The 25446-nt window shown below is 38.5% G+C and carries 39 protein-coding genes and 1 tRNA gene; 12 read left to right on the top strand and 28 right to left on the bottom strand.

Translation table 11 applies throughout. The features are described 5' to 3' along the window. Nucleotides 1-10: 10 nt before the first annotated feature. From LCL96_RS04165 to LCL96_RS04140, 6 genes are all read right to left on the bottom strand, one after another. A complete protein-coding gene (locus LCL96_RS04165; RefSeq protein ID WP_224940182.1) occupies nucleotides 11-1171 on the bottom strand; it encodes a phage major capsid protein in 1161 nt (386 codons plus the stop codon). 6 nt (nucleotides 1172-1177) lie between these two features. Further along, nucleotides 1178-1972 carry a head maturation protease, ClpP-related gene (locus LCL96_RS04160; protein ID WP_412103516.1) on the bottom strand — a complete coding sequence of 265 codons (795 nt, stop codon included), beginning with the start codon at nucleotides 1970-1972 and terminating at the stop codon, nucleotides 1178-1180. Next, on the bottom strand, nucleotides 1969-3060 hold the full coding sequence (locus LCL96_RS04155) for a phage portal protein (RefSeq protein ID WP_224941287.1): 1092 nt from the start codon (nucleotides 3058-3060) through the stop codon (nucleotides 1969-1971). Before LCL96_RS04155 ends, LCL96_RS04160 begins: the two co-directional genes overlap by 4 nt. Nucleotides 3061-3123: 63 nt before the next feature. Beyond that, on the bottom strand, nucleotides 3124-4767 hold the full coding sequence (locus tag LCL96_RS04150) for a terminase TerL endonuclease subunit (RefSeq protein ID WP_224940181.1): 1644 nt from the start codon (nucleotides 4765-4767) through the stop codon (nucleotides 3124-3126). Beyond that, a complete protein-coding gene (locus tag LCL96_RS04145; protein ID WP_224940180.1) occupies nucleotides 4764-5105 on the bottom strand; it encodes a P27 family phage terminase small subunit in 342 nt (113 codons plus the stop codon). The genes LCL96_RS04150 and LCL96_RS04145 overlap by 4 nt, the downstream gene beginning before the upstream one ends. Nucleotides 5106-5232: 127 nt before the next feature. Continuing rightward, entirely contained in the window at nucleotides 5233-5565 is a 333-nt protein-coding gene (locus LCL96_RS04140) for an HNH endonuclease (protein WP_224940179.1), read from the bottom strand. Between the two features lie 83 nt (nucleotides 5566-5648). Between LCL96_RS04140 and LCL96_RS04135 the strand changes: the two genes are divergently transcribed. Further along, nucleotides 5649-5855: a KTSC domain-containing protein gene (locus LCL96_RS04135; protein ID WP_224940178.1), complete on the top strand. Its 207-nt coding sequence runs from the start codon at nucleotides 5649-5651 to the stop codon at nucleotides 5853-5855. 173 nt (nucleotides 5856-6028) lie between these two features. Here LCL96_RS04135 and LCL96_RS04130 read toward each other — a convergent pair whose 3' ends face one another. Next, on the bottom strand, nucleotides 6029-6283 hold the full coding sequence (locus LCL96_RS04130) for a hypothetical protein (protein WP_224940177.1): 255 nt from the start codon (nucleotides 6281-6283) through the stop codon (nucleotides 6029-6031). A 92-nt stretch (nucleotides 6284-6375) separates the two neighbouring features. Between LCL96_RS04130 and LCL96_RS04125 the strand changes: the two genes are divergently transcribed. Next, nucleotides 6376-6600 carry a DUF2188 domain-containing protein gene (locus tag LCL96_RS04125; protein WP_224940176.1) on the top strand — a complete coding sequence of 75 codons (225 nt, stop codon included), beginning with the start codon at nucleotides 6376-6378 and terminating at the stop codon, nucleotides 6598-6600. Nucleotides 6601-6632: 32 nt separating this feature from the next. Here LCL96_RS04125 and LCL96_RS04120 read toward each other — a convergent pair whose 3' ends face one another. Continuing rightward, nucleotides 6633-6806: a hypothetical protein gene (locus LCL96_RS04120; protein ID WP_224940175.1), complete on the bottom strand. Its 174-nt coding sequence runs from the start codon at nucleotides 6804-6806 to the stop codon at nucleotides 6633-6635. Nucleotides 6807-7134: 328 nt separating this feature from the next. Here LCL96_RS04120 and LCL96_RS04115 point away from each other — a divergent pair, with 328 nt between their 5' ends. After that, nucleotides 7135-7554, top strand: coding sequence for a DUF6941 family protein (locus LCL96_RS04115; RefSeq protein ID WP_224940174.1), 420 nt, complete (start codon nucleotides 7135-7137; stop codon nucleotides 7552-7554). Next, a complete protein-coding gene (locus LCL96_RS04110) occupies nucleotides 7535-8317 on the top strand; it encodes a hypothetical protein (protein ID WP_224940173.1) in 783 nt (260 codons plus the stop codon). Before LCL96_RS04115 ends, LCL96_RS04110 begins: the two co-directional genes overlap by 20 nt. A gap of 18 nt (nucleotides 8318-8335) precedes the next feature. Here LCL96_RS04110 and LCL96_RS04105 read toward each other — a convergent pair whose 3' ends face one another. The 17 genes from LCL96_RS04105 to LCL96_RS04030 all read right to left on the bottom strand — a co-directional run bounded on the left by LCL96_RS04105 (nucleotide 8336) and on the right by LCL96_RS04030 (nucleotide 17805). After that, nucleotides 8336-8770, bottom strand: coding sequence for an ArpU family phage packaging/lysis transcriptional regulator (locus tag LCL96_RS04105; protein WP_224940172.1), 435 nt, complete (start codon nucleotides 8768-8770; stop codon nucleotides 8336-8338). A 38-nt stretch (nucleotides 8771-8808) separates the two neighbouring features. Next, nucleotides 8809-9498 carry a collagen-like protein gene (locus LCL96_RS04100; RefSeq protein WP_224940171.1) on the bottom strand — a complete coding sequence of 230 codons (690 nt, stop codon included), beginning with the start codon at nucleotides 9496-9498 and terminating at the stop codon, nucleotides 8809-8811. A 32-nt stretch (nucleotides 9499-9530) separates the two neighbouring features. Continuing rightward, on the bottom strand, nucleotides 9531-9683 hold the full coding sequence (locus LCL96_RS04095) for a hypothetical protein (protein ID WP_224940170.1): 153 nt from the start codon (nucleotides 9681-9683) through the stop codon (nucleotides 9531-9533). Beyond that, on the bottom strand, nucleotides 9680-10120 hold the full coding sequence (locus LCL96_RS04090) for a hypothetical protein (RefSeq protein ID WP_224940169.1): 441 nt from the start codon (nucleotides 10118-10120) through the stop codon (nucleotides 9680-9682). Before LCL96_RS04090 ends, LCL96_RS04095 begins: the two co-directional genes overlap by 4 nt. A 13-nt stretch (nucleotides 10121-10133) precedes the next feature. After that, nucleotides 10134-10304: a hypothetical protein gene (locus LCL96_RS04085; protein WP_224940168.1), complete on the bottom strand. Its 171-nt coding sequence runs from the start codon at nucleotides 10302-10304 to the stop codon at nucleotides 10134-10136. Continuing rightward, a complete protein-coding gene (locus LCL96_RS04080; RefSeq protein ID WP_224940167.1) occupies nucleotides 10301-10870 on the bottom strand; it encodes a hypothetical protein in 570 nt (189 codons plus the stop codon). Before LCL96_RS04080 ends, LCL96_RS04085 begins: the two co-directional genes overlap by 4 nt. Beyond that, entirely contained in the window at nucleotides 10867-11052 is a 186-nt protein-coding gene (locus tag LCL96_RS04075; RefSeq protein ID WP_224940166.1) for a Fur-regulated basic protein FbpA, read from the bottom strand. Before LCL96_RS04075 ends, LCL96_RS04080 begins: the two co-directional genes overlap by 4 nt. A gap of 13 nt (nucleotides 11053-11065) precedes the next feature. Further along, entirely contained in the window at nucleotides 11066-12397 is a 1332-nt protein-coding gene (dnaB, locus tag LCL96_RS04070; RefSeq protein WP_224940165.1) for a replicative DNA helicase, read from the bottom strand. Continuing rightward, a complete protein-coding gene (locus LCL96_RS04065) occupies nucleotides 12381-12758 on the bottom strand; it encodes a hypothetical protein (protein ID WP_224940164.1) in 378 nt (125 codons plus the stop codon). The genes dnaB and LCL96_RS04065 overlap by 17 nt, the downstream gene beginning before the upstream one ends. Then, nucleotides 12751-13338: a DnaD domain-containing protein gene (locus LCL96_RS23580; RefSeq protein ID WP_224940163.1), complete on the bottom strand. Its 588-nt coding sequence runs from the start codon at nucleotides 13336-13338 to the stop codon at nucleotides 12751-12753. The genes LCL96_RS04065 and LCL96_RS23580 overlap by 8 nt, the downstream gene beginning before the upstream one ends. 341 nt (nucleotides 13339-13679) lie before the next feature. Further along, nucleotides 13680-14585 carry a RecT family recombinase gene (locus LCL96_RS04055; protein ID WP_224940162.1) on the bottom strand — a complete coding sequence of 302 codons (906 nt, stop codon included), beginning with the start codon at nucleotides 14583-14585 and terminating at the stop codon, nucleotides 13680-13682. A 148-nt stretch (nucleotides 14586-14733) separates the two neighbouring features. Then, on the bottom strand, nucleotides 14734-15330 hold the full coding sequence (locus LCL96_RS04050; RefSeq protein ID WP_224940161.1) for a hypothetical protein: 597 nt from the start codon (nucleotides 15328-15330) through the stop codon (nucleotides 14734-14736). After that, entirely contained in the window at nucleotides 15330-16844 is a 1515-nt protein-coding gene (locus tag LCL96_RS04045) for an AAA family ATPase (RefSeq protein WP_224940160.1), read from the bottom strand. The genes LCL96_RS04050 and LCL96_RS04045 overlap by 1 nt, the downstream gene beginning before the upstream one ends. Nucleotides 16845-16943: 99 nt before the next feature. Beyond that, complete coding sequence (locus LCL96_RS23375) at nucleotides 16944-17075, bottom strand: hypothetical protein (protein WP_263628054.1); 132 nt, start codon at nucleotides 17073-17075, stop codon at nucleotides 16944-16946. A gap of 31 nt (nucleotides 17076-17106) precedes the next feature. Further along, a complete protein-coding gene (locus tag LCL96_RS04040; protein WP_224940159.1) occupies nucleotides 17107-17265 on the bottom strand; it encodes a hypothetical protein in 159 nt (52 codons plus the stop codon). A gap of 124 nt (nucleotides 17266-17389) precedes the next feature. Continuing rightward, the gene (locus tag LCL96_RS04035; RefSeq protein WP_224940158.1) at nucleotides 17390-17533 is read right to left on the bottom strand and encodes a hypothetical protein; all 144 of its coding nucleotides are present in this window, start codon (nucleotides 17531-17533) and stop codon (nucleotides 17390-17392) included. 17 nt (nucleotides 17534-17550) lie between these two features. After that, nucleotides 17551-17805 carry a helix-turn-helix transcriptional regulator gene (locus LCL96_RS04030; protein WP_224940157.1) on the bottom strand — a complete coding sequence of 85 codons (255 nt, stop codon included), beginning with the start codon at nucleotides 17803-17805 and terminating at the stop codon, nucleotides 17551-17553. 169 nt (nucleotides 17806-17974) lie between these two features. Here LCL96_RS04030 and LCL96_RS04025 point away from each other — a divergent pair, with 169 nt between their 5' ends. From LCL96_RS04025 to LCL96_RS04015, 3 genes are all read left to right on the top strand, one after another. Further along, nucleotides 17975-18961, top strand: coding sequence for a helix-turn-helix domain-containing protein (locus LCL96_RS04025; RefSeq protein ID WP_224940156.1), 987 nt, complete (start codon nucleotides 17975-17977; stop codon nucleotides 18959-18961). A gap of 114 nt (nucleotides 18962-19075) precedes the next feature. Next, nucleotides 19076-19291 (top strand): helix-turn-helix transcriptional regulator, encoded by a 216-nt coding sequence (locus LCL96_RS04020; RefSeq protein WP_224940155.1) that lies wholly within the window; start codon nucleotides 19076-19078, stop codon nucleotides 19289-19291. A gap of 164 nt (nucleotides 19292-19455) precedes the next feature. After that, on the top strand, nucleotides 19456-20865 hold the full coding sequence (locus tag LCL96_RS04015; protein WP_224940154.1) for a recombinase family protein: 1410 nt from the start codon (nucleotides 19456-19458) through the stop codon (nucleotides 20863-20865). A gap of 3 nt (nucleotides 20866-20868) precedes the next feature. Here LCL96_RS04015 and LCL96_RS04010 read toward each other — a convergent pair whose 3' ends face one another. Further along, a complete protein-coding gene (locus tag LCL96_RS04010; RefSeq protein WP_224940153.1) occupies nucleotides 20869-21294 on the bottom strand; it encodes an ATPase, T2SS/T4P/T4SS family in 426 nt (141 codons plus the stop codon). A 221-nt stretch (nucleotides 21295-21515) separates the two neighbouring features. Here LCL96_RS04010 and LCL96_RS04005 point away from each other — a divergent pair, with 221 nt between their 5' ends. Together LCL96_RS04005 and LCL96_RS04000 are read left to right on the top strand one after the other, a co-directional pair. After that, nucleotides 21516-22154 carry a cupin domain-containing protein gene (locus tag LCL96_RS04005; RefSeq protein ID WP_224940152.1) on the top strand — a complete coding sequence of 213 codons (639 nt, stop codon included), beginning with the start codon at nucleotides 21516-21518 and terminating at the stop codon, nucleotides 22152-22154. Nucleotides 22155-22233: 79 nt separating this feature from the next. After that, a tRNA-Gln gene (locus LCL96_RS04000) sits at nucleotides 22234-22305 on the top strand. A gap of 591 nt (nucleotides 22306-22896) precedes the next feature. Here the strand turns inward: LCL96_RS04000 and LCL96_RS03995 are convergent. Then, nucleotides 22897-23277 carry a Spx/MgsR family RNA polymerase-binding regulatory protein gene (locus tag LCL96_RS03995; protein WP_224940151.1) on the bottom strand — a complete coding sequence of 127 codons (381 nt, stop codon included), beginning with the start codon at nucleotides 23275-23277 and terminating at the stop codon, nucleotides 22897-22899. Nucleotides 23278-23570: 293 nt separating this feature from the next. On the opposite strand from LCL96_RS03995, the gene LCL96_RS03990 reads away from it, so the two are divergent. Next, nucleotides 23571-23816 carry a DUF2626 domain-containing protein gene (locus LCL96_RS03990; RefSeq protein WP_034757675.1) on the top strand — a complete coding sequence of 82 codons (246 nt, stop codon included), beginning with the start codon at nucleotides 23571-23573 and terminating at the stop codon, nucleotides 23814-23816. A gap of 36 nt (nucleotides 23817-23852) precedes the next feature. Here LCL96_RS03990 and LCL96_RS03985 read toward each other — a convergent pair whose 3' ends face one another. Further along, nucleotides 23853-24488 (bottom strand): MBL fold metallo-hydrolase, encoded by a 636-nt coding sequence (locus LCL96_RS03985; protein ID WP_224940150.1) that lies wholly within the window; start codon nucleotides 24486-24488, stop codon nucleotides 23853-23855. 205 nt (nucleotides 24489-24693) lie between these two features. On the opposite strand from LCL96_RS03985, the gene LCL96_RS03980 reads away from it, so the two are divergent. Continuing rightward, nucleotides 24694-24867, top strand: coding sequence for a DUF2759 domain-containing protein (locus LCL96_RS03980; RefSeq protein ID WP_034757672.1), 174 nt, complete (start codon nucleotides 24694-24696; stop codon nucleotides 24865-24867). A gap of 208 nt (nucleotides 24868-25075) precedes the next feature. Then, a complete protein-coding gene (locus LCL96_RS03975) occupies nucleotides 25076-25429 on the top strand; it encodes a winged helix-turn-helix transcriptional regulator (RefSeq protein WP_224940149.1) in 354 nt (117 codons plus the stop codon). The last annotated feature ends 17 nt before the right edge of the window (nucleotides 25430-25446 follow it).

The following is a 25446-nucleotide window of genomic DNA, read 5'->3' as shown; positions in this document are numbered from 1 at the left end:
CAATAGAAATTTAGACTGACGGTGTTTCGGTAGTGAAAGAAATGTCGAGATCATACACAAGTGCAGATTTATTGTCCTTCGGTTTCCCGTTTGCGAATTGCTTCATTGTGTATAAACGAGCATCTTCAATGGCTAACGTCTCATCGAACTTATTGATTTTAAATCCACCAGCAATAGCAGCAAGATAAGTCCCTTTTACAAAGAACAACGCTTTTCCTTCTGGAACCTCTTCAGATTCAAGTGGTGAAATGTTATATGGGAATGTTGTCACCCATTGGCCATTCGCAGTTTGGATTGTGTTACCGATTTGTACTTTAATTGCATCTACTGGATTGACGACCATGATAACTTTGTTTAATACTTTGCGAGCCTTATCTTTAGCGTCTTTTGATAAAGCCACTACAACGCCACCTAATTCTTTAGCAACAACCTCTCCTCTTTCGGAAGGAGCGAATGTCAGTGTGCCACTTGAAGTTTTAGCTGTTACCGCACCTGTATCAGGATCCACATCTTTCATTAACCCGATAGGTTCATTTTGTGTTGGTCCACGACCCTTAACAAGACCATATTCTAATCCAACGGAGTAAGATTCCACAAGCACAGTGCGAACGTATCGCTCAACCCATTCCGGTCCTAGATCCAACATGTCTTTAGGAATAACGGCAAATGCAGTGAGCTTCAATTGACCAATTTGTTCTTCACGGAATGCAGCTGAGATTTGACCTTTGATTTCGCCGAACAGGGCACCCCAAACATAGGCCTTATTTGCATCAGAGTAAATGTATCGAGTTACCGCTCCAAGATCCTTTAAGCCAATTGCTTCAAGTAGTGGATGCTCTGTTACTAGATCTTCGAAAATACGCTCTTGAGTGGTTACTGGCAAGATTGTGTCTTCAGCAAAACCTTCACTTGCAATAACTTCATTGAAGAATGTACGCTCCGTAGAGGTTAAGACATTTTGACCACGTGCAGCGAGAATTTGTGCATCATGCACTTCGTTTCGTGCTTCATTTGAAATTTGCTCCGTCAAATCAGATTGCAGGGCTGTGAACATTTCACTGAATGCTGTTTCCAGCTGCTCAGGAGATGAGTTCTCATCTTTCATAACATTCATGTATGCTTGCTTTTTAGTTTCAAAGTTTTCCATTTTCCCTTTGAATTTAATGACCATAATTTGTTACCTCCATTTTTTAAGTAAATTAAAAGAACCTTTCCCATTGTTCACCGCGGCAGCAGGAACTGGAGAAGGTTCTTGACTTTGGGTATTTGGTTTTAATGTGCTTTTCAACTCGTTAATGATCTGGCGTTTCTCCTGATCATCCATAACTGAATTGGTAACAATGTTGTCTCCATCAGGTTCCACACCCTCAGCCATACTTGCAAACCCAATCTCTAATGCCTTCCTTGCACTAAACCAAGTTTCAGAATCAACCTTTTCGCGAATTTCTTCACGGGTGACTTTCGCTTTTGTCATGTAGATGTCGATAATTCCTTCTTCGAGCTCATCAAGAATATCGGCTTCTTTTCGCATATCAGCTTTGGATCCCCATACAATATTACTCGCTTCATGAATCATTAACATTGAACCAAGACCCATGATTAATTCATCAGCCGCCATTGCAATAACTGAAGCAGCTGAGCACGCCCACCCATCAATGTATATTGAAACTTTTCCTTTGTGGCGTTTCAAACGATTATATATGGCAATACCCATAAAAGCATCTCCACCAGGACTGTTTAAGTGGACTTTAATATCGTTATCTCCGGCTTCATTTAGTGCATTATCCATATCAGTAGCCGAGAAACTATCACTCCACCAAGATGTGCCGATTACACCGTAAATAGTAATATCAGTTGTCTTTGTCTCTTCATTGTGAACAACATTAAATTTTTGAGGGATATCCTTCAACTGCTCAATATATGATTGGTTTTTGAACATTTTCAAGAAATCTTCTTTATTCATATTTATCATTCATCATCACCTCCTTCAGCGGAATACATTTCTTGATAATTCTTCGTGATATAGTGCTTATCCAATTTCGGATCATCAGACCGCTCCCATCCTGCTTCATCCCGCAATTCATTGCCAGTAAATGCACCACTTGAAATAAGCTTATCGATAGAGTTTGCCAGGTCAAATACACTTTGATAAGAAACTTGCCTTATGTCTAAACGTCGTCCATCCAAGTATTCTTCCTTAGTAAGAAACTTTGAGTTTCCTTCATCACCTATTTTTTTTAGGAGAGGACTGACGGTAAACATCATAAAGTTCTTTGTGTGCTTTTCTACATCTGCAAGATCTCCACGAATAAGGCTAATGTGGATCCCTAAGGCCATGGCCACTTGATCTAAGAAACCGTTGGTTACTTTGTTGATTTCATCAACACTCGGTCCGTTGGCGGCTCCATCATATTTCTCATCATATTTCGTACCTTTTTGCTGCGGGACAATAGCGATATCCTTTTCTCCTATGGCCTTGTACATGTTGTCTATAAACTCCTGGAACTTTTGAAGATGTTCGGGAGTTTTAGCACTAAGCATATCCATGTCCACGGTGCCGCGGATTTGATTTTTTCTTTTTTGAGCATTTAAAATTCGAGCGAATAACTCTCCGTAATCAGCGAACAAGCCATCGATTAATGGAGTTAGTTTCTCATTTGTGTACCTTAGATGAAGTACTTCATTTTGTTTGAAAACCCGCTGGAATTCATAACCTCTTAACTTTACCTTCGAAAAAATATCTTCTTTGACGGCAAAAGCACTGTGCTCATAATCATCTGCAATAAGTAGATCTTCATCATCTGCTTGAATAATTAAACATTCATTATCATAAATCAACTTTCGGACCACCGTTTGCCAAAAGGTACTTGCAGTCATGTTCTTATTAGGTCGTACATTTAGGCGATAGTATAACTCATCCTTCTCATATGACTTCCCATTTTTCACTCTAAACTCAGACTGACTTATAGTTCTTCCAAGAAAAGAGGCACATGTTTCAATTGCGAGACGCTTCATATGAGCTCGCACTACAACATCAGGGATCATTTCCACATCAAACATATAGCCCAGTTCACTGTTTCTCTTAAACACATCTAACAATCCCAATATTTATCACCCCCTTCATTAAAACTTGATACTATCTAAGTAAAAATCCACTTCCTCTTCAAGCAACTCATCAGCTTGCCACATGGCATATACAAAAGCAGAAAACCCATCCGTTTTTCTTCTCACTTCATCTTTCTTGACGAAATCTTTATTACCGTCATTTTTCACTTTGACCACGATGTTGTTTGTGTTCCATCTCATTAATGGATTATCACCATAAATTATTCTTTGTTGAGCAAAGAGCATTTCAATTCTGGGAGCAAGCTTCGCGTATATTGCATGCGGATTTCTTATATATAAAACCGTAAACCCGGCATCCTCTAATGCTTGTTTCACAATATCCAATCGGAAGGTATCTCCAATGATGGTGTCCAAGCCATATAGGTCTCTCATCCGGCAGAAGTAATTGACCATGTGTTTGATGTTAATAACCGGTTCATCCAGTAGCGTGATCAACCCTTGTTCTTCCCACTCAAAAATCGGAGGTTTCAAGTTGGCTTCCTTAATAAAGTCACGCCTTGCAAATTGGTGACTGTCCCAAATATAATCGTCACCTTCTCTGAATAATACTCCGCATGCAGTGAAGTCTTTAATGAATGAAAAGTCAATTGCACCAATACATTTTTTGTTTCTCAACCGATCATAAGGGATTGGTCTATTTGTAGCTTCAATGTCTTTCCATGAGGCAATTTTCACTGTGTTGTCTTCTTGAGGAAGGTTCATCCTCTTGGCCATAAACTCAGGGTGACCAGATGGATCATCTTCAAGATCCAGATATTCATCCATTATGGTGTCAAAAAGCTCTTCAGCATAAGGACTTCGTGGCTTACTGAACATTGGATTCGCTTTTTCCCAAAGTTTCGGATTATCCACTTCTTCTTTGCTATCCATCTTGCAGATGAAGACGAACCTATTTTTCCGTTTGCTGCCACCACTTAAAACCTCTAGACACTGTTCTATGAATTTATCAAAAAAACCACCACGGACATGGCCGTTGGTGGATATATAGATTCTTCTCCTATGCATGACCTTCCCTAAACCTGAGCTTAGTGTATTGATCAATTTTGTATCCTCATAAATGTGCCACTCATCAAAAATCAAACACCCTGGGCGGCCGCCGTCTTTAGTATCGGCATTTGAGGTACGGAACATGAACTCCGATAAAGTAGCCCTTCCCCGGATGATGGTTTTTGTCCAAGAGAAAAAGTTCTTCATGAAGTTCTTATTCTTCTCCTTCATGTTATAAACTTCTTTAACTGATGTCTGCGCCTGGTCTTCACTATTGGCCACTACATCAACATTGTAACCTTCGATACCATGACCCGGACTTATAAAATAATCGGCCAGGCCGGATATCAAACCATTTTTACCATTTCCACGTGCGATGACAATAACAATATCTTTGTAGAATAATTTGTCCCGTTCTTTAAACTTAAGAAATAAAAAAGCAATAATAAATTTCTGAAACAATTCCAACTTGAAATACCATTTCTCGATATAATTAATACACTGCTCTATCTGTTTCTCGTCAAAGTAAATATCATTGCGATTAAGTACTTCAGTTTCAAGTTGGTTAACCAAATCAATTCGTTCTTGATTAAATATAATAAGTCCCTTGCGCCAGGCCTCGATGTAATCATCTACATATTTTTGATGGATCAATACAGATCACTGACTTCTGGTTCGTCATTATCCTTCTCCACATCTTCTGTCACGACAGTATCAACACACATTGAAAACTTAATAGATTTTTCAAGAGAAATTAATGTTTTTGTGAGCTTATTGAGCTCATTTATTGCAGGATTTGTTTTAACGAATTCTTGATTAGCATTAACGGTTGTGGTCATTACGCCGTCTTTATTTATGGCCGATTGGAGTTTCCTAATTTGCTTAACAATAGCGATATAGCGCTTAACTTTATCAACTTCAATAAGATCATTCTGATCAATCCTATTCAACAACTGTTTTTCTAAATCAGTGATTTTGACAGCCCCACTCACAAAAACACCCCCCTCTTTTTTTAGACCCCCTAATATAACAAGGGATTTTCAGTATTTTTTTGGACGTCAGAGCCCCCTCCCCGGTGCCCAAGCAATGTGAAATTACCAAAGTTTTTGACCGGGGGGCCTACCATCTTTCGTCGTTCCATTTAGGAACCTTATGTTTAAATGACCTTCCGTGCTCCTTGTTGTGACAGTCCACACAGATTGTCTCCAGGTTATCCTCATCAAGAGCAAGATCAGGATTATGTACCAGCTCCTTGATATGGTGAACAACCAACTGTATCTTCTTTCTCTTTGCTCTCTCACTAAACTCATTCTTATCAATGGTTACCTTGCCCTGCCGTTTACACTCTTGACACTCATAGTTGTCACGCTTCTTAACTTCTTCTCGAATCAGTTTCCAGCTCTTACTGTCGTAGAATTTTCGTTTCTGACTGTTGGTTTTGTATTCAGACATATTTCACCTACTTTTTTCCAATTAAATACAGGAGATAAAAAAGTGTTGTCGAATTTAAGAGAAGAGGAGAGGAGGTGATGTATATGATAATGCAAAGAGTTCAATCTTCAAACTTAGTTGCTGTTGGATATGATGATGCAACCAACACTCTTTTTATCCAGTTTAATAATGGTACTTATAAGTACTTCAATGTTCCCAACAATATTTATAGAAATCTAATGAATGCAAGTTCAAAAGGCGGCTACCATGCTGCATTCATTAAAGATAATTATAGATATCAAAGAGCATAAAAGAATTGAAACAGATTCAGGTAATATGCACTTGAATCTGTTTATTTTTATCCTTTCAATCTTTCATAAGTATCCTGCTTGGTTCCCATGAGTTCTCCCCAATCTCTCTGGTCAGTTGTTCTTTGAACTTCTCTGCATTGCATTAAAAAAGCACCTCATATTTACGAGATGCTTTAAAGCCTACCTAATTCTTTTTTTCTTTCAATAGAATCCATCTTCTTTATGATTTCATTTGCTGAGAAGGCTGTAAGAAAGTTATCACCTTTTGATAAAATGATTAGATGTTTTTTTAGGAACTCCCAGTCTGAAAGTCCAACCTCATTCTTGCACACTTCCCCTTCACAGTCATCACAAAGTTGCAGATCCCAGTCATCCATGACTCCAATATCAGATTCACTAAATTCAATGTTACAGTTCAAACAGTTCAAAACTCCACCTCCTATTCATTTACAAATTTCTACACAAAAAAGGGAATTCCTTCCTGTTTGTTGAAATATGTAAAATACAGGAGGTGATAAACTTGACGAAAACCATACACGTTACTCCACATCCAAACGGTGGTTGGCAAGTAAAAAAAGGTGGCTCTTCTAAAGCTTCTTCAATTCATTCAACAAAAAAAGATGCTGAGGATTCATCAAGAGCAACGGCCAGAAGAGAGAAACTTGAACTTGTAATACATGGATTAGATGGTCAAATTCAAAGAAGAGATTCTTATGGAAACGATCCTTATCCACCAAAAGGCTAAAGTTTTGACACTCTTTCAGATTTGAAGGAGTGTCACCTCCTCCTAATTGCTCCTCCCTTTCTATGATATGTATCCCGGTTAACACCCATGATTTCTTCCCAGTCCACATGCTCATGATGAACTTTTTTCTTTGGTTTAGGTTGTTTCATTTTCCTGCCATTCAGCTTATTTAGCTGCTCTTCACTTAGATGATCGATTATTCTCATGGCAATCACCCTCAATTTCTACTCAGATTGGCTCAGTTTCGATTTAACAGACCATTCAAATGTCTTTGTACTAGAAAAGGCTCCCTTCGTCTGAAAGGAGCCTTCTTTGAAATATTTCGTTAATACCATATTAGCACCTCTGGGAAGAAAGGCACTGCTTTTATAATGCCATTATTCTGCCTACGAATATCCTTATTTATCATTCCACAAATCTACAAATATTACATTTTTTCTAGACATTTTCCAATTAATTCTTTAATATATAAAGGAATTTCAATACTTATAGAGAAAATTAAATAATAAACAAAAGAAAGTGTGTAGATCTAAAATGATATTTCCAAAGTATATTTTCACTTGCAAGGACGTAACACACCATAAAGATGATACAATTTCTTACCATAATACATTTGAGGAATTAGAGGTAAGGGATTTCCCTACAAACATTGAGTTCCATTTAGTTTTAGGTATCGAATACTCTATACCTTTAAAAGGGAACAGAAAAGTTTCTATAAGGATTACAGACCCACAAGATAATAACGTTACAGATAGAGACTTTGTAATCGAGCTAAGACCTGTCGTAAAGGAACAGAGAAAATTTGCATTGAATGTTATAGATATTAGGGAATTTGAAATAGAAGAAGAAGGGATGTATTCCATACTCATTTATCACAATAATGAACTTATAACAAGTCACGAGTTTATGGTTTCACAAGGAGGTTTGAAAATAGATGCAAATGACAATAAGTGATCAGCAGTATGATGTGAAAAGGGCATCCAAGAAAAAATACATAAAAACCTCAAAAGCAAAAGTATTACCATTTCCCAACACCTCTGAAATTAGGGGGTATTCTTTAGAATTAGTTGAACATGATTTTACTGTTGTAAACGAGTTCTTAATTAAAGAAATTGTTTTAAAGAAACAGAAGAATCTTGAGATCCACGAGCATAAATGTCCTGAAAAAGGGAATATAGATAGTAAGGAAAGTACTTATGGGAAAGGAAGTGCTCTTGCTATGTCATTTAATTTACCTACTCCATTTTTATTATTCAAAAATGAACTGGTTGAATCATTTAGCGGGTTTTCTTTCAAGATTTTCCCCACTCTAATTCTTGGCTTCACACTTTCTTTTGGTAATTTCGATTTAAGTCAACTAGTAAACGGCTTAGCAATACTATTTATTATTGCATTAGCAGACGCTTTGATTGGGATTCTGCCTAATACAAAAATCAAAGGTAGTAAAGCAAAAGATCATACTTTACAAGCAAAAGCCTTAATGTTCGTTGTAAATGTGATTGGAATAGTCGTGTTTTTTGCAATTCATTTTTATCTTCAGAACGCTTTACCTAACCCAAATATATTTCAAAAACAGATAGTTAACGTCCATATATACTATTCTGTATGGCTTGCCATAATCTACAGCATAAGAATCGCAAATTATACAGCAAGCGCAAATAATACCAAGGTACCAAAGTTCTTTTCTACCTTGTTAAGTTATATGAATAAAAAATAAGGCCCTACTGTAGGGCCTTTATACATATACCTCTATTTTTAAAATTAAGGCTAGCTTATAGAATAATCTAGCCTTTAACCTATAATATCTTCTTTCACTCATCCCCATATCATTATATATTTCATAATCAAATACCTCTTCATCCTCAAGGTACCTCCTATAAATTAATTCTCTTTCGAGCTTACTTAGCCGATTAACACCTCTTAGAACCCATTCAATATGTTTGTCCCTCGCCATCTCCAATTCAATTCGTTTTATTGCTATCTGTTCAGTCGATGAGTGAAACTCATTCGAAAATGAAGGAGGAACGAGCGAATAAGTTGCCGTGACTTTGGGGAGCTTATCTTCCGGAACCATAAGCAAGTAAAAGCGGTATTTCTCTAAAGCAGACTCAACAGCTGCCTTTGTTTTCTCTCTGTCTATCTCAGGAAGCATGAACAATTGTTTTCCCATTTAAGCTTCCTCCTCTTTCAATTCTAATTGACAAAATTTTAGTTATCTTGTTTCACAACCATTAAAATATTATTAAAGTATCCTATTTCTGGAGTTGCACTGTCTATTATCACTTGGATAAGATCATTCTCATTTAATGAGAGCATAATTGTTCTTGCAAAAGTATTATTTATCACATCTGAAGGTGGAATAGAATAATATCGTATTTCTGACAATAAATTTATTGGTCCCTCATTTAATCTAACGTAGGTTTCTAGAATATCAACCTCAACTGAAGCTGAAGCTGGAAATTGAGCAATAAATGAATAATGTATGGAGTACACTCCATCACTATTTATTCTTATTCCTTGTGTCGTTCCAAGAATTGGTGTAACACCACTATATGGCCCAATATTAGAAAAGGTCATCAAATTTCCGCTGACTGCTTCAGTAAGTCCGTTTGAATATATTGAACCATATACAGGTGTAATCCCTGGTCCTTGTGGGCCCAGCTCTCCTTGTGGTCCTTGCTCTCCTTGTGGTCCTTGCTCTCCTTGTGCGCCCTGCTCTCCTTGTGCGCCCTGCTCTCCTTGTGCGCCCTGCTCTCCTTGTGGGCCCTGCTCTCCTTGTGGGCCAGGTGGACCCGGAGGACAATTACAATTGAATGGATATATATCACAGCTCTCTGGTGGCATTATTTCTTTTGGTAGATAAATATTGTTTCTCCTTAACTTAGGGATTTTTCTCATTCCACACACCTCGATACACTATTCTCAACTTATTATATGGAAGTTTCAAAATCATGATTGGACATAGGTACAACAAATGTATATTCTTCCAAATGTAGAGTTTTGGATAGGGTGATGCACGCCATCTCCCTATCTTCAATCTGCTGCCATTTCGGACGATCATCAGCGATGACTACTTGCATCATTCAACCTGATTTTCTTCTGATTCCACTTCTTCAATACTCAACTGATTGTCTGGTACATCCACATTCCCGTTTTCATCAACCGTGTATTGACTCCCCTCATAAAACTCCTCGATACTCATCTGAGAAGGCTGAATGGATAAGTTCACGTTACGGCCAGCGTATTTATATAGCTCCTGGGCTTTCTTCTCAGAATCTCCTTTAATAGCAAACTTCATTGATGTTTTTTTGGAATCCCTCTGAACGGTCATGAACTCGGCCGACGTTTCCCCAGCTGCACAACCTTCAATTTCAAATAAGATGATGCTTCCGGCCAGTGCATATAATCCGGTAGTTGACATGTCTCCATCTTCCTGTCCCTTTATTTCAAACTTTAGGATTTCTTTCTTATCGTCCTTTTGCTGCATCTTAAAAAATACGTTTAATTGAGTTTTGCTCATTTTATTAGCTCCCTTATTGTTTATTTTTTGTGAAGGTCATTAAGCATCCTAAGCCGTACCCGTGCTCTTTGATCTCACTCGATTTGACCCATCCACGATTTTGATGACTTTCGATGACTTTTGTTAATGTGGTTTCTGTCATCCCAAAGACTATTTTCTTAAGTGGCTTGTATTGCTTACTCATGCTTTCATCTTCACATTTTCTTTGGCTTGGATGATTGACTCAATAACCTGAGCTTTATTGACAGAAAGCCTTGACTCTCCAGTTTCTTCTACCACGAATAAATCACCGGCAATTTGAGCTAGTATATACGCATCAACTACGTTGTCGCTTTTATGCTGGTACCCATAATCATTCATCACTGCTTGCATAACAGCTTTCTTTTTCTGCAGGCCTGTCAATCGTTTCTTGCTTCCTTTCTCTCCGGTCCATCCCGTCACCCCTACATACTTTTTCACTGCATTTGGGGCAACCTCATAATAAGTCAGCTTTCTTTTGTATAACTCGTTCCTTATCCCGTGATGCAAGCCCCCTGCAAACATAGCCTTCTGGGTGCTATATGGGAAACCTTCAATGCAGATCATGTCGCCTGGCTTTACATGAGCAATAATTTCGTTGATCAATGTAATCATCCGTTTCGGGTCCTGACTCCCTACACCGGTTAATTCCTTTTCTCTAAGGACCATCCCACTTTCGTCCAGGGCCACAAACCCCGTCTTAGTGGATGGATCGATACCTACAAATCTCATAACGCTCTCCTCCTTGCTTTCTCATTTTCATAGACTTGTTCTAATTCCGATAATGTTAATTCGTAAAGTTGTTTGCCGCATGGAGTTTTAAAGTAATCCATTTTGATTAGCTCACATTTGTAAAAGTCCATCTTGGCTTCAATTCCTCTTCTCAGCTGGCCATACGGTACAGTTGATATCATGTTCACACCTTCTTTACATAAATTTCATTTCTTCTTGTCTGACTAGGTTAATGAATTTCCCGTATTCTTTAATGAATCCAAGCTTCACAGTTCCAGTTGGCCCATTCCGGTGCTTACTGACAATTAATTCTGTAATGCCTTTAAGCTCTGAATCCTTATAGTAATATTCATCTCGGTACAAGAACCCGATGACATCGGCATCCTGCTCAATCTGTCCAGATTCCCTCAAATCGGACATCATCGGACGCTTGTCCTGCCGTTGTTCTACTCCCCGGGATAGCTGTGAAAGAGCAACTACGTTTACATCCAACTCCCTCGCCATTGCTTTGAGTGTCCGGCTGATATCGCTGATTTCTTGGAGTCGATTTCCTTTATAACTCGCGTTCCCTATGATCAGCTGCAGGTAGTCAATCATGACCAACAGCTTCTTACCAGGGTTCTCACGTTTCACCTTTCGGACCTTCGACCATATATAATTCACGGTGACACTTGGCTTATCGAAGATATGTAAGTCAAGGCTGTTTAATATGCCAAGTGCTTGTGAAAGCTTTTTCCAGTCGTGATCAGTGAAATCTTCACTTGCATTCTTCATCTTTTGTGCATCTATATTGCCGGCAATCGATATCAATCTTTTTAGCAATTGTTTCTTAGGCATTTCCAAGGAAAATATACATGGGATATCACCTTGTTCAGCAGCATTGTAGGCTACATTTAGAGCAAATGCCGTCTTCCCCATCGATGGCCTGGCCCCTATGATGATAAGGTCGCTTTCCTGAAGTCCACCTGTGAGCTTATTCAAGTCATCAAAACCAGTCTGTATCCCGGTCATTTCATCTGTTTGGGTGCTTAGTTGGTCATATAACTGATAGAGCTCTTCTAATATGCTTCCATCGTCTTCTGCTGACTCTGCTTCTTCCATCTTCATCAATTCACTGATGACAGTCTGAATGGCTTCGTGTGGATCCTCTTCAAGAAGTTGTTTTTTAAAATCATTTGCCAGTTGCAATGACTTTCTTTTTCGCCAGTTTTCAAGTACAAGAGATTCATAGAATTTGAAATTCCGAGTAGTCGGTACAGACTCGGCCACTTTTAGCATGTAGGAGACACCCCCTACTTTACCTATGTCACTATCCACTAAATCAGCGATAGTGGTTAAATCAATCGGGACACTTTTTTCATCTAACCGTTTCATTGCCCAGAAGATTCTTTTGTTTTCAATGATGTGAAAGTGTTCAGGTTGCAAGACGCAATCTTTGATGAGTTCTCCTTCTAGGAGGATGGCTCCTATTACCGACTGTTCTGCCTCCACATTTACAATTTGAGGTTCTTCAACCAGTTGATTCATTGTTGTTCACCTCATCGGGGATATTCAGTATTTTTCTGATTTCAGCAAGTGCCTTTTCCCGTACTTCAGGACTTGCTGCATTCCTTCGGTTCCTGTCACGTTCTCTGAGCATTTCATTTGTTTCTTCTATAGATGGTACTGCCGGACCTGATGGCACTTCTTTTGAATAATTAATGAGCTCAGAAATAGTTGGTACAAATTTGGATTCCTGTGCAAGTCTTTCAGCGTTATACAAGATGACTTCAGGATCTTTGTTCTTCAATAACCGGTGCCAGGTATCTAATTTCATCTGGTCAAAGTAGAAATTATTAAACACGTTTTCAAATAGGGTCATGATTTCAAAAACCTGTTTTTTATTCACTTAAATCGAAATCCTCCTTGCTTGGTCTTTTTTTCGTTCCTTTTCGACCATTTTGCTTAAATGACTGTTCAAACTTCCTGGCATCATCTATGGTTTGAACTCTTGCCTCAACCCACTTCTTCAAGATGCCTTCTGTATAATCAAAACCCTTCTTCTCTTTCTTGGCTGCTAACTTCATGGCTGCCAAAACCAAATCTGAGTTAAGGTCATTAGTCCAATGTTCAATTTGCTGATAAACATATGGAGAAGATGTCACTCCGATCTGGAGGTTTTGATGATAGAACTCAATCACGTCATTTTGACTACAACCACTACTACTTAAGTTCTTTACATTCTTGTATGTGTCCATCTGTTGTCTATCTGTTGTCAATTTGCTGTCGGGTTTGTTGTCGGTGTTAATTTCTTCAGACTGATAAGTTACCCAGTTGACAATGGTTACGACGCTAAATTTGTTGTTGGATTTGATGTTGATGACTCCGTCCTCTTTTAAGATTTTCATGTAATCCCATAAAGTTGACTCTTTCATTCCCATTTCAACTGAAGCAACCTTCCGTCCAAACACAAATTGACCTGGGAACACATCAACAGATTGTCTTCCTATTCTTTGTTTGAAAGTTGTATGAGATGCCTTCAGAAGACAATACATAAAGACTTTCAACATTTTTTCATTTTGGAATATATCACTTTGGAGTAATTTCCGATGAACCTTTACCCACCCTGCTACTGAAATGGCACCTCACCCCTATTCTCTATATTTCCGTTCGTTGACAAATTGCAAAACCATCTTTAACCGCAACCACTCTGTAATGAGGATAGTGCTTCATGTAGTCCTTAATGAATTGCTTAGCCTCTTCTTTACTGCCCGCCTTCTCCCCATATCCATTTAGGGAGAAGGACTCTGTATTGATCGTTCACTGTTTATCAGTCCAATTGACCTTCTTGGAAGTCGAATTCCATTTCGATTGCTTCTGCTTTTTTACTAGCTTCATTGATTTTTAGGTCAACAAGCTTAGAAAGACCGGTCACCTGGCTTAGAGTCAAATCGGCAGGCTTCTTGTTGAAATTCTCTTTAACCAAATCAGTGACAATCTTTTTATCAAGCGATGATTTTTTCACCTTTTGATTAATTCCATCCCAAGCTTCTTTCAGCTGATCTTCTTCATCGACCACTTCCCCGGGGTCCTGCTCATCGAAAGAATCAGGAGTGATATCCTTTCTTTCTCTTGGCTGGTAAGGATCCACGGTATCTTCCTGGGCACCCGTAGCATCATCCACATCAATACCGAATTGGAGCTTCAATGCACGTTTCAGAGCGTGCTTTTTGAACATGTCATTGTAGTATGTTTTCCATTGGGACCCTGACTTTGTTCGAAGGTGCTCAACCTCGTCTGCCTCAATGACTACTACTTTGTCTGGATACCCTTCGCGCTTGGCAATCGCATATGACGCCGCCACCTTGCCCCGAGGGATTTTAATTGTATGCTTTTCAATCTTTAGCTCCTGTGTCTCTGGATCCACCCCGATTTCAAAGTCATCGTTTTCGTGTACCAGTTGAACCGTTACCCCTTTATAATCTTCACGCTGCTGGGCAAGATATTGGATTCCTTCCACAGACACTTGAATGCTCATTTGATTGCCGTACTTGATGAAGTAGATGTGATTTTTAAATGGGTTTAGGTTATTCTGCTTACAGATTTGAATGAACAGGGCCAGCTCCTCGTTAGTGGCACCTTTAGCAATTGAGTTGACAACGACCTCCAACTCCTTTTGAGTGAAAACATTTTCGAATTCTTGAGTGTTGATTGCGGATAATTGATTTTTACTCATTCCTTTTCCTCCTTCATCATTTGGACCAGGCAACCGAGTTTACAGAACAAATCTTTTCCCCTGTGCCATACCTGGTCACCTATGTAAATTGGTCGCTCACAGTTTGAATTGGTACAGATGTTGATTGGTTGGTTCATGCTGGCACCCCTTATTCCTTGGTATCAATTTCAGCAGCTCTATTTTGCAGACTTTCTAACATCTTGGGGATGTTAAGTCTTTCAATGATGTCCACAGACAATTGCTCTTTTAAGTTGTTCTCCAGAGCCTTCACGATTGACTCCTCTGCATCCTTACGAGCCGTTTGGATCATAGCACTTACTTTTCCAGTCAGTTCTTTAGCTAGATAGTTATTAATGAAATATTCACTAATCGATAACCTTGCATCACTGTTGTATTTAGCTTCCCTTCCATGTTCATCAAGCACCTTTTTGGTAAGGTGTGCTTCGTACTTTCTACCGATGTATTGACTAATTGGAATATATTCAACTTCTGAACCCCAGCTATTAGTCTTATGAGGTATTTTCAGATCTTCAATCTTCGTTTCGAGAGTCTTCTCAATGAAACTTGATGTAACACGATCAGCGATTTCTTTTAATTCAGCATTTAATTTATGGGTGATTTGATTCTCTGCGTTTTGGATTAATCTATTTTGCAGGTTGTTGATAACCTGTTCCTTAATTGCTTCATCAAGAGTTTCTTCCTCGTTAATCCAGTCAAGCTCTAATTCAACTTTAACTGTTGCCATTATTTGTTCCCCTCCACATATTTAATGTTTAAGTCCTCATCCTTCACCCTTGCCACAATCAACTGCCCAGCCGGCGCGGTAAAGTTCAAAATTGATTCAGCATTATCCACGAATGTCGGTGCAATCACCTCAGATTGCTTACTCAGCACCTCAATCAGCTCCAATCCTGCCTTAATCTTCTCTGCTGTGGAAAGCTTGCTGTAAGGCTTACCATCCATTTCAATCTCGAATGTAGCTCTCTCTTCTCCATTTTTGAGAGTTTCATAGAGTTTGACCGAGATCGTCATGAACAAATCATCGACCTTGCTCACCATCAGTTCAGATCGTTTTGACTTAAATTCTTTAATCGCGTCCACAATTGCCTTTGAAGTGACCAGTTCTTTTCGAAGGGCTTCCTTCTTCTCCATTGCTTCCTTATGATCAGATTCCAAGTTTGCTGATTGCTCTGAATCCCTGATCGCCATTTGTAGCTGCATCAATTTATCTTCAATTTCATTTAACTCAGCACGGTTGATTTCAGCTGGTTCAGGATAGTCAGTGAGCTTTGCTTTCAACTCATTCACTTTTCGAACAAGATCTTTGCCTTTTGCGACTTCTTTATTGAATCGCTTCACCCTGTCTTCCTTTACCTTCTGAATAGATGGTTCGTCCAAAGGTTGGCCGCAAGTGGAACATAGCTCCTTAATCGATTCTTCTTTAATTCCTTGGACCAGTGCTTTCTGGTTAGCAACCTGTGATGTTAAATTATCAATCTGTCCCTCCAAGCGATTACGTTCGATAATGATCTTCTGGACCTTTTCATTCTCTTCATCGATTTCAGTGCGCTTCTTATGTAGAAGCTCAACCTCTTTCTTGAAATGTTCAACATTATCTATTTTGTTACTTTGCTTTGACATTTGTTCTTCAAGAGTTACGGCACGCTCAGCTGCTCTCTCATATGTCTTATCACTCGAGCGCACTTTTTCACGATGGAGTTTTTCCAAGTCATCAAGTGAGTGCTTCTTTAATGGCTCCTCAAGACGTTCGCGGTCTATTTGAGATAACTCAGCCAGCACTTCTTTATTCAATGGTTCGCTTACATAATGAAGCAGCTGATTACGTTGATCTTGCCAATGCTGAGTAAAAAAGTGGCCAGGATTGAACAGCGATAGGAATAGATTCTTATCAAACTGATTTTCTAAGAATTCATTGAACTCAGTTGCTTTTTTAGGAACCTCATTGATGAAATACTTAGCCGTTTTCTTTTGAGTGCGTCCGAACAAGACATCCTTGCCGGCAATGCTGACCAATAATTCAACTTTTGATTCAGTACCTTCTCCAGAATCAATTGGCCGAGGATCCAACTTGCTCCCTGAAATATCCGTACCGAATAGCACCCAGGAGATTGCATCTCCGATCGAGGACTTCCCTGCACCGTTACGACCTTGGATATACGTAACATCACCAAAATTCACTGTGACTGATTTATGATTTTTAAAATTTTCAAGCGTTAGTGTTTTAAAAACGATTTGCATTTTTTCACCCTCCATTTGATTTTGGTTGGTGATTCAAGTACAATTTAATTGCGCAAATTGGAGAATCACCTTGCTTAATGACTCGTGTTGCAGCACGGGTCATTTTTCATGTGGTCCTTCTGGAGCCTTTACGATCACTGCTCCTTCTGGAAATCCATTCCATAAAAAGAACTGATATTGTTCCCAAGAAATTTCTATTAACTCACCTCGATCGTCCAGGTACCCTTGCAATTTTTCACCCCCTTTCAAGCGATTGATTTCATTATGCTGAATGACTAATTCCCATTTTTTCGGCCATCAAATTCTTAGCTTTAATTTCAACAGCCAACAGGAACGTTGGGTTATCCCTCATTTCCTTACACAGATTTCTAACTTCCCCAGCATTCATTAAACGACTTGCAGATAATGTGAAGTTTTTCATATCATCCATCTCCCTTTGAAAAAAATTTAAGTATATGAAGCTATGAAACTTTTTATTCCTAATAGAAATCATCAAATTTCGCATATGTGGTAAAAAGAAGTGAGCTGCTTACAGCTCTTAAGATTTAACCTATTGAGTTTTTTTCTTCATTTCTCTTTTGTTCAATAATCCTGGGTATCGAGGTTCTAGCAAAAAATGCTGCCATTTCTTTCATCGTTTCTGAACTAATCTTTGGTGAAGTTGTTTCTGTTTTAGATTGTTCCCCCATTAAATCCACCATCCAAGTTAATTAAGTTTTATGTCCTTCACCTTTTGATTGCTATTGCAAGCAACTTCGATAAAAAAAATATCTTCAAATCTAACTTCCAATCCATCTGATATTTGCTTCGCCACCTTTCCACTACAAAACTTTTCTCCATTTATGATCTGATTTAAGTATGGATTGGATATTTTAATAAGCTCTGAAAAAGATCTTTGCGAATGACCGTTTTGCAAAATCAACTTCCTCAGTATTTGTGGATCTTTCAACTTTACTTTCAATGAAGTTTGACCTCCTTTCCAGCAAGTGCTTGCTATTGTTATCTTGCTCTTGTAATCAATTTACCACCATTTGCTAACTTTAGCAAGCATATTTTTATATTTTTTTGAACATAATGCTAACAAAAGTTAATTCATTACGTTATAATGTTTTCAGCGAGGTGATATTTCAATGAATGATATACAAGTTTTTGATGAAAAGAAATTTGGACAAAAACTAAAAAAATTGCGTCTCACTAAGGGTTTGAAAATTAGAGAATTAGAAAACTTATCAGGAGTTTCAAATGCTTACTTATCTCAATTAGAAAACGGTAAAAGAGGAAAGCCTTCTCCAGAGATAATAAAAAAATTAGCCCCTCATCTTGATACTTCCTATACTGACTTAATGAAAATGGCAGGATATATCAACGAAGAAATAGATGATGAAGCCATAGATTTAATGAATAATACTGATAATATTGAGAAGATCTTCGATTATACATTTGACCAATTTATTAGTGGTATTTCTGAAGATGGAGAAGTTCTCGAAAAGTACTGTAAATATTTACTTAGTGAGATTCCCGAATTGGAAAATGAGGATGATTTCTTTAATAAAGAAGATTTAAAGGATCAAAATACGTGGAAAGTTATATACGATAATTTAAATTTCCAAGAGAAAATAGATTTTTTAATGATATTAAAAAAAGATGATGCTTTTAAAGAAAAGAAGAAAGAAAACCAATTATATTTTATTGAAACTAAAAGTAACTACTATAAAAAAGATGATATTGTACCTACTGAAAAAAGCGTTCTTATCCCGATATTGGGTTACATTGCAGCTGGTCAGCCTATCTTTGCTGATGAACATATAATTGATTACGAAGTTGTTCCAGGGGATTATGACAAAGAACATTTTATGTTAGTGGTTAAAGGAGATTCAATGCAAGGTAGTCGTATTTATCCAGGCGATAAAGTCTTAGTAAAATTACAACCAGAAGTTGAAAACGGAGAAATTGCAGTAGTTAATGTAAATGGAGACGATGCTACATTAAAGAAAGTAAAAAAATATGAAGACGGATCTGTGTGGTTAGTTTCTACAAACGAAAAATACGCACCTATCCCCTTTCAAAAAAGTTCACGAATTATTGGGAAAGTAGTTAAAGTCATTTTTGAGCCTTAATCTTTCTTGTGTTTTCACTATATGCAATTAATTTAATCATTTTATTTAGTGTATCAGATGATAGCTTTTTCATTTTTTTATCCCCCATTTTTGTTATGTAAGGTGGTGATAAGGTTGTATACGGTCGGCCGGTGTAAAATCCGCGACTGGCGATTACAATTCGATATGACACAAAGTGATTTAGCTAATGAATCAGGTGTAGACCGATCTAATATTTCTAAATATGAAAAAGGCATTAACAAACCTGATTTAAAGAATCTAAAAAACATTGCTGTTGTCTTCGGATGTCATATTGAAGATTTGTATGAGTGGAAGAAAACCATTAAGTAATCGACCAGTTAAGGATCGGACGGTTTTTTTATGCACCGTCCCGACCGTAAGGTGCATGTTCGCAACATTTACCGAACACTTTTAATTATATACCCGGTTCATCCAATTATCTACCGCTTTTTTACATAACAGTAATTACTAATACATTTAAGGGAGGTATTAACTTGACTGTAGGAATTTATATACGTGTCAGTACACAAGAGCAAGCTAAGGAAGGATATTCAATTGCTGCACAAAGAGAGCGACTAACTGCATACTGCGCCGCTCAGGGATGGACTGAATATAAATTTTATGTGGATGAAGGTGTTTCTGCCAAGAACACTGATAGACCTCAATTGCAATTGCTCCTGGATCATGTGAGGGCCGGCACAATTGCAACTATTTTAGTTTATAGACTAGACCGTTTCACCCGATCGGTTATGGACCTTTATACCCTCCTCGACTTCTTAGATAAGCATCAATGTGCCTTTAAATCTGCCACAGAGATATATGACACATCTAATGCTATGGGTAGGATGTTTATAGGTCTAGTTGCTCTTCTAGCTCAATGGGAGCGTGAGAACCTTTCTGAGCGAGTAAAAATGGCACTTGAAGAAAAAGTATCTGATGGTGAACGTGTAGGGAATGTCCCATTCGGGTTTGATCTATCTGAAGAAGAAAAGTTAGTAAAAAATGAACAATCTAAAATCGTCCTAGAAATGATTGATCTATTAAAGTCAGGGATGTCAGCAAAAAGAATTGCGGATCACTTAAATCTGCGTTATGACCATCGTAAGTGGCATGCTCAAGGAGTCCTTCGAATTTTTAGAAATCCAGCTATTTATGGGGCAACTCGTTGGAATGACAAAGTGTTTGAAAATACTCATAAGGGATTGATTTCTAAAGCTGATTTCAAAAAGATACAAGATATTCTTGCGGATCGTTCTGTTCATCACCGACGTGAGGTAAAAAACACTTATCTATTTCAAGGCATTCTCTCCTGTCCTATATGTGATCGGTCGCTCTCTGTAAATAGATATCTTAGGAAAAAGATGGACGGTACCTCTTATCAAAGTGCCTTATATAAATGCCAGGCTTGTTGGAAAGAAGGAAACAAAATGACCTCCATAGGGGAAAATCGCGTTATTGATGCTCTGAAGGAATACATGAAGGACGTAGTAATTGAAGACGTCGAAGTACCTCAAAAGCAAACTAATGAACGAGATAATCTATTGAAACAGCAACAACAGATTGAAAAGAAAAGGGAGAAGTTTCAGAAAGCCTGGGCAAACGACTTAATTACAGATAAAGAATTCGAGGAAAGAATGAAAGAAACAATGACTGCGTATGACCAGATAAAAAATGAGATATCAAGATTAAAAGCTCCTGTGCAGCTGGACACAGAAGCAATCAAAAATATCATATTCACATTCAATCAAAGTTTTTTATTTCTTACAACTGAGGAGAAAAAACAATTCATTTCTAGGTTTATTAGAAAGATCAATTTTACATTAGTACCTCAACCTCCTAAGAGACCGGATAAACATAAGAACGGTAAGGATTTAGTGGTTATTTCTAATGTAGAATTTTATTAGTATTTATATAACGTTATCTGTCGGTCCTGTGAATAAGATGAGGCCATGTGAATGCATGAGAAAAGCAAGCAGTTTTTTTGCGGAAGATGGGTAAAGTGACATCTTCTCAATAGGAATCTGATATTTTTGAGGGAGTATACGAATGACGAGACTTTCTTTCAAGTGGGTTGTTGGCAGGGTGGAGATTCTGAGAGAAAGAGGGGTGTTTCGTACGGTAAGGGTGAAGGATCCGCTTTGAGGTTTGCGTTTTTCTCCAATATCCATGGAAGCCCTGAATTTCATATGGGCAATCAAGCGATCCGCCTGATCCGGGTCTATGGTCTGGAAGGGAACCAATCCCCCCGGTTTTCTGAATTGAATCAAATAATCTTTCGTTCTTGGAATAAGATGAACATCTGTCGCATCATCGCTGAAAGCTTCTCCGATCATCACTTCCGATAAGGATTCTACTGAATGAAATATGGAGGTGCACCACCTTTCTGAATTCTTAACTTAAGATATACGACATTAAATGGAAAAATCCTTCTTTTTTCCAGTTTTTTCTTTCGACCTTTTTCAGCTATCTCTTATGAAGCATTCACATTTTACATGCCTAACCATATATTAAAAGAGTTAAAACCTTCATTGAAAAGAAAGCGGTGACCCTTCCCATGACCAAATATATGGATTACACTTCACCCGAAGCACAGTTTTCATATGATGTGAACAATAGTCCCCTTTTTAAAAAAGATAACCAAAACCTGATCAATATTTTAGGTGTCGATCAGTTAAATACATTGGATAATACTTCTCTTCTCGATATCTATTTAAGTAAAAACAATTTCGTGGAGCCCCACTACCATCAAAATGCAGCAGAGCTTGTTTATTGCATTTCAGGAGCGGCCACTGTGTCCATTCTCAATCCATTCACGAAGGAATTACTGAATTATCGTCTGTCTCCAGGACAAGTGGCAAATATACCTCAAGGATGGTGGCATTATGAGGAAGCAACAAAGGATCGTACTCACCTACTTGCCATATTCAATTCTCCTGTCCCCGAAGTGATCCTGGGGTCTGATATATTAACATTCACCCCCTCGAGCGTCATGGCCAAGAATTATTGCATGAATGAAAGCGCATGGATCAAAACGACAGAAAAAGTAAAGCCAAGCACTTACATCGGTCCGAGTTGCTTAGAACCGGAGAGGTATCCTCCAGCACGGGAAACACAATTCACCTATTCCCCATACTACTTTCACTATCAACCAAACCATTTTCACCGAAGACCATGCATCCCAAGAATCATATAAAAAGATTCTTGATATTTAAAAAAACATATGAATAGAACGTGGAAATAAATCCATACTATATTTTGTAAAGATTATTCAATGGGCTATAGCCAAGCGGTAAGGCATCGCACTTTGACTGCGACATGCGTTGGTTCGAATCCAGCTAGCCCAGTACTAAAAGCGGAGGGGCTTTGCCCAGAGGCGACAAGCATAAGATGAGGCACCCGGAAAGGCGTTCTTTGCCTTTTTGGGTGCCTTAGCTTATGACCTCGAGCCTCTAAGCCCCGCAGCTGGATAACAGAAAAGCGGAGGCGGCTTGTTCAGCCCCTACAAGCACAACTGGAAATCCCAAAAGGCGCACTTTGCCTTATGGGATTTTTCAGTTATGACCTCGAGGGGCTAGCCGCCGGAGCTGGACATGTAGAAAAGCGGAAGGGGCTCGTACTGGGGCGACAAGCATAAGACGAGTAACCCAGAAAGGCGTTCTATGCCTTTTTGGGTTACTTGGCTTATGACCTCGAGCCCCAAGCCCCTGTAGCTAGACAATCAAAAAGCGGAGGGGCTTTGCCCAGAGGCGACAAGCATAAGATGAGGCACCCGGAAAGGCGTTCTTTGCCTTTTTGGGTGCCTTAGCTTATGACCTCGAGCCTCTAAGCCCCGCAGCTAGACAAGTAGAAAAGCGGTAGGGGTTTCCCCCGACCCTAAAACACACCAAAAAGGCAGGCACTTGACATTCAAGTGTCTGCCTTTTCAATTTCAATATTCAACTACTTTTCTTCAATGACCTGTTTTTTGTAGCAATGCTCTGTAGTCCTTCCGGGTTGTAGCCGACCACCAGTTTTTTCCCGTCCGTCAGTAGAGGTCTGCGAAGAAGCTTTGGTTCATCAATGATCAATTTAATCACTTCCGATAGAGGCAAATCGTTTACGTCTTTCCCCAGATCTTTGAAGGTTTGGCTTCTAGTTGCAAGAATCTCATCAAGTCCATCGGTCGTAAGGGATAAAAGATCCATTAACTCTCTAGGAGTTGGCGTCTCTCTAAATAGGTGTCTCTCATCAAAATCTACGGAATGTGCAGTTAACCACTTTTTGGCTTTACGGCAAGAGGTACAACTTGGATAAGTAAAGAATGTCAGGTTATTCACTTTCTTGACCTCCTTAAAATTAAGCTTACATTTCTTCGTTAAACAAATTGTACATCAACTGTATAACTTTTGTACAGTATTTTCACTTGGTAATTTGTGAACAATTTTTCACAAGGGTTTACAAATCATTGCATAGGGAGCGGACTAACAAGGAGAAATTTCATAGAATTATTTGTTTTACGACTAGATAACACCTATTCGTCACAAACTAACATCAAACACTTATTTACTTTTATGGTAGTATTCATTTATAATATTGAGTGATGGACTTAGGGTGCAAAGGAGGGTTACATATGGATCGTATGTTTAGAGTTCTTGGGTTTTGGACTGGGATTTTTGCTGTTATGTTCTATCTAGGTGATATGACCACAACTTCACTAATCTTTTTAGGCCAAACTGGATTCTTCATTATGCTTAGCTACTTAAAACTGTCCGAACGCATGTATATTTATGTTTTCGGTGCATACTTAACAGTGTTCTTTGCAGGTTTTACTTATTGGACGACCTTTATGATGACTCCGGGTGCAGGAGGACACTAAAAAAAATCCCTTCAGCTGATTGCTGAAGGGATTTTTTTAGAATCCGTTTAAGAATGGATTGGAATCCATCTCAGATTCTACGGTCGTTTCAGGGCCGTGACCGGGTAGAACTACTGTGTTTTCAGGCAAGGTCAATAACTTATCATGGATGCTTGCCAACAGCTCTTTCTGATTTCCTCCCGGTAAGTCAGATCGTCCGATACTTCCCATAAATAATGTATCTCCTGCTAATACAATTTCACTTTCTTGTACATAATAAGAAATACTTCCTGGGGAATGGCCAGGCGTTTCAAATAATTGCAACTGAAAGCCTCCAATGTTCAACTGTTTTTCATTTGTTAATATGTAATCCGCAGGTTTTATTCTGATTAATTCGCTCATCATGAATAACTGTGAACCATTCAACGAGGGATCTAATAACCACTGAGCCTCTTTCTCATGTATATAAACTGGGATGTCAAAGTGGTCCCTGATATGGTCGACCGCTCCGATATGGTCAAAATGAGCATGTGTGAGAAGAATGGCTAACGGGGACAACGACTCGCCTTCCAGCCAATGAATCAGCTTCTCCCCTTCTCCACCTGGGTCGATTACCAGACACTCGTTATCTGTATTCCATATGATATAGCAGTTAGTTTGCAAAGGTCCTAAAGGAATTTGTTTCCACTGCAACGCTTCCACCTCCATTTGTAATACTATTATTGTATCAGAACTTTCATCTTCATAAAAATATGGTCCATGTACTCGACATAGAAGTGTCAAACTTTTAGACCTCGACAAACGGATCAAAAACCTATAAAATGTTAATGAGTGCATTTATGTACATATTGTTACAATAGAGTCAGTAAAACGCATTTTAATGAAAGGGGTCATATAAATGGGTCTTGTAATTATTACTTCACTGGTTACATTATTAGCTTTATTCGCAGTAGTAAGCACTTTCAAAAACAAGAATGCAATGGGAATCCTGTTCTCATTGGCAACATTAGGTGTTTTTGGATGGTTTACAATTATGACTGTCCTTCACTCTGGTTACCCAGGTGGTCATTAATTAAACATGTTTCACTTTAAAAAGCCTTCCATTTTGAATGGAAGGCTTTTTAATTGTCTGACTTGTATAGGCACTAAAAAGTACCTTATGGACCTTTTGAATATGTACGTTATAATCATAGTGAAAAATACATTGGAGTGTTTGGGATAAACCCTTTCACAGAAGCCGATTCTATAAATAGTTCAATCATGAAGAGGAGGTTTATACAATGAAGAAATACAATATTCCCGTAGAAGCTTCCTTGGAAGTAATTGGCGGCAAGTGGAAAGTTGTGATCCTCTGTCATCTGATTAAAAACAAGCGGAGGACCAGTGAATTAAAACGGCTGATGCCCGGCATAACACAGAAAATGCTTACCCAGCAATTGAGGGAACTGGAAGCGGATGGAGTCATCAACCGGATTATTTATAACCAAGTGCCCCCAAAGGTGGAGTACGAACTGACGGAGTACGGATGGTCACTTAAAGAGCCATTGGATATGCTATGTGCATGGGGGGAGCAGCATATTGAAAAAACCTACCCTGACAAAAATGAAGTCCTTATAGAAAGCGAAGAAGCTTGACGGATCCTAAAAAAAGA

This window comes from Rossellomorea aquimaris, from assembly GCF_020172085.1.
Taxonomy (GTDB): Bacteria; Bacillota; Bacilli; order Bacillales; family Bacillaceae_B; genus Rossellomorea; species Rossellomorea aquimaris_E.
The sequence above is the reverse complement of the archived record's forward strand: the minus strand, read 5'-3'. Positions and strand labels throughout refer to the sequence as shown.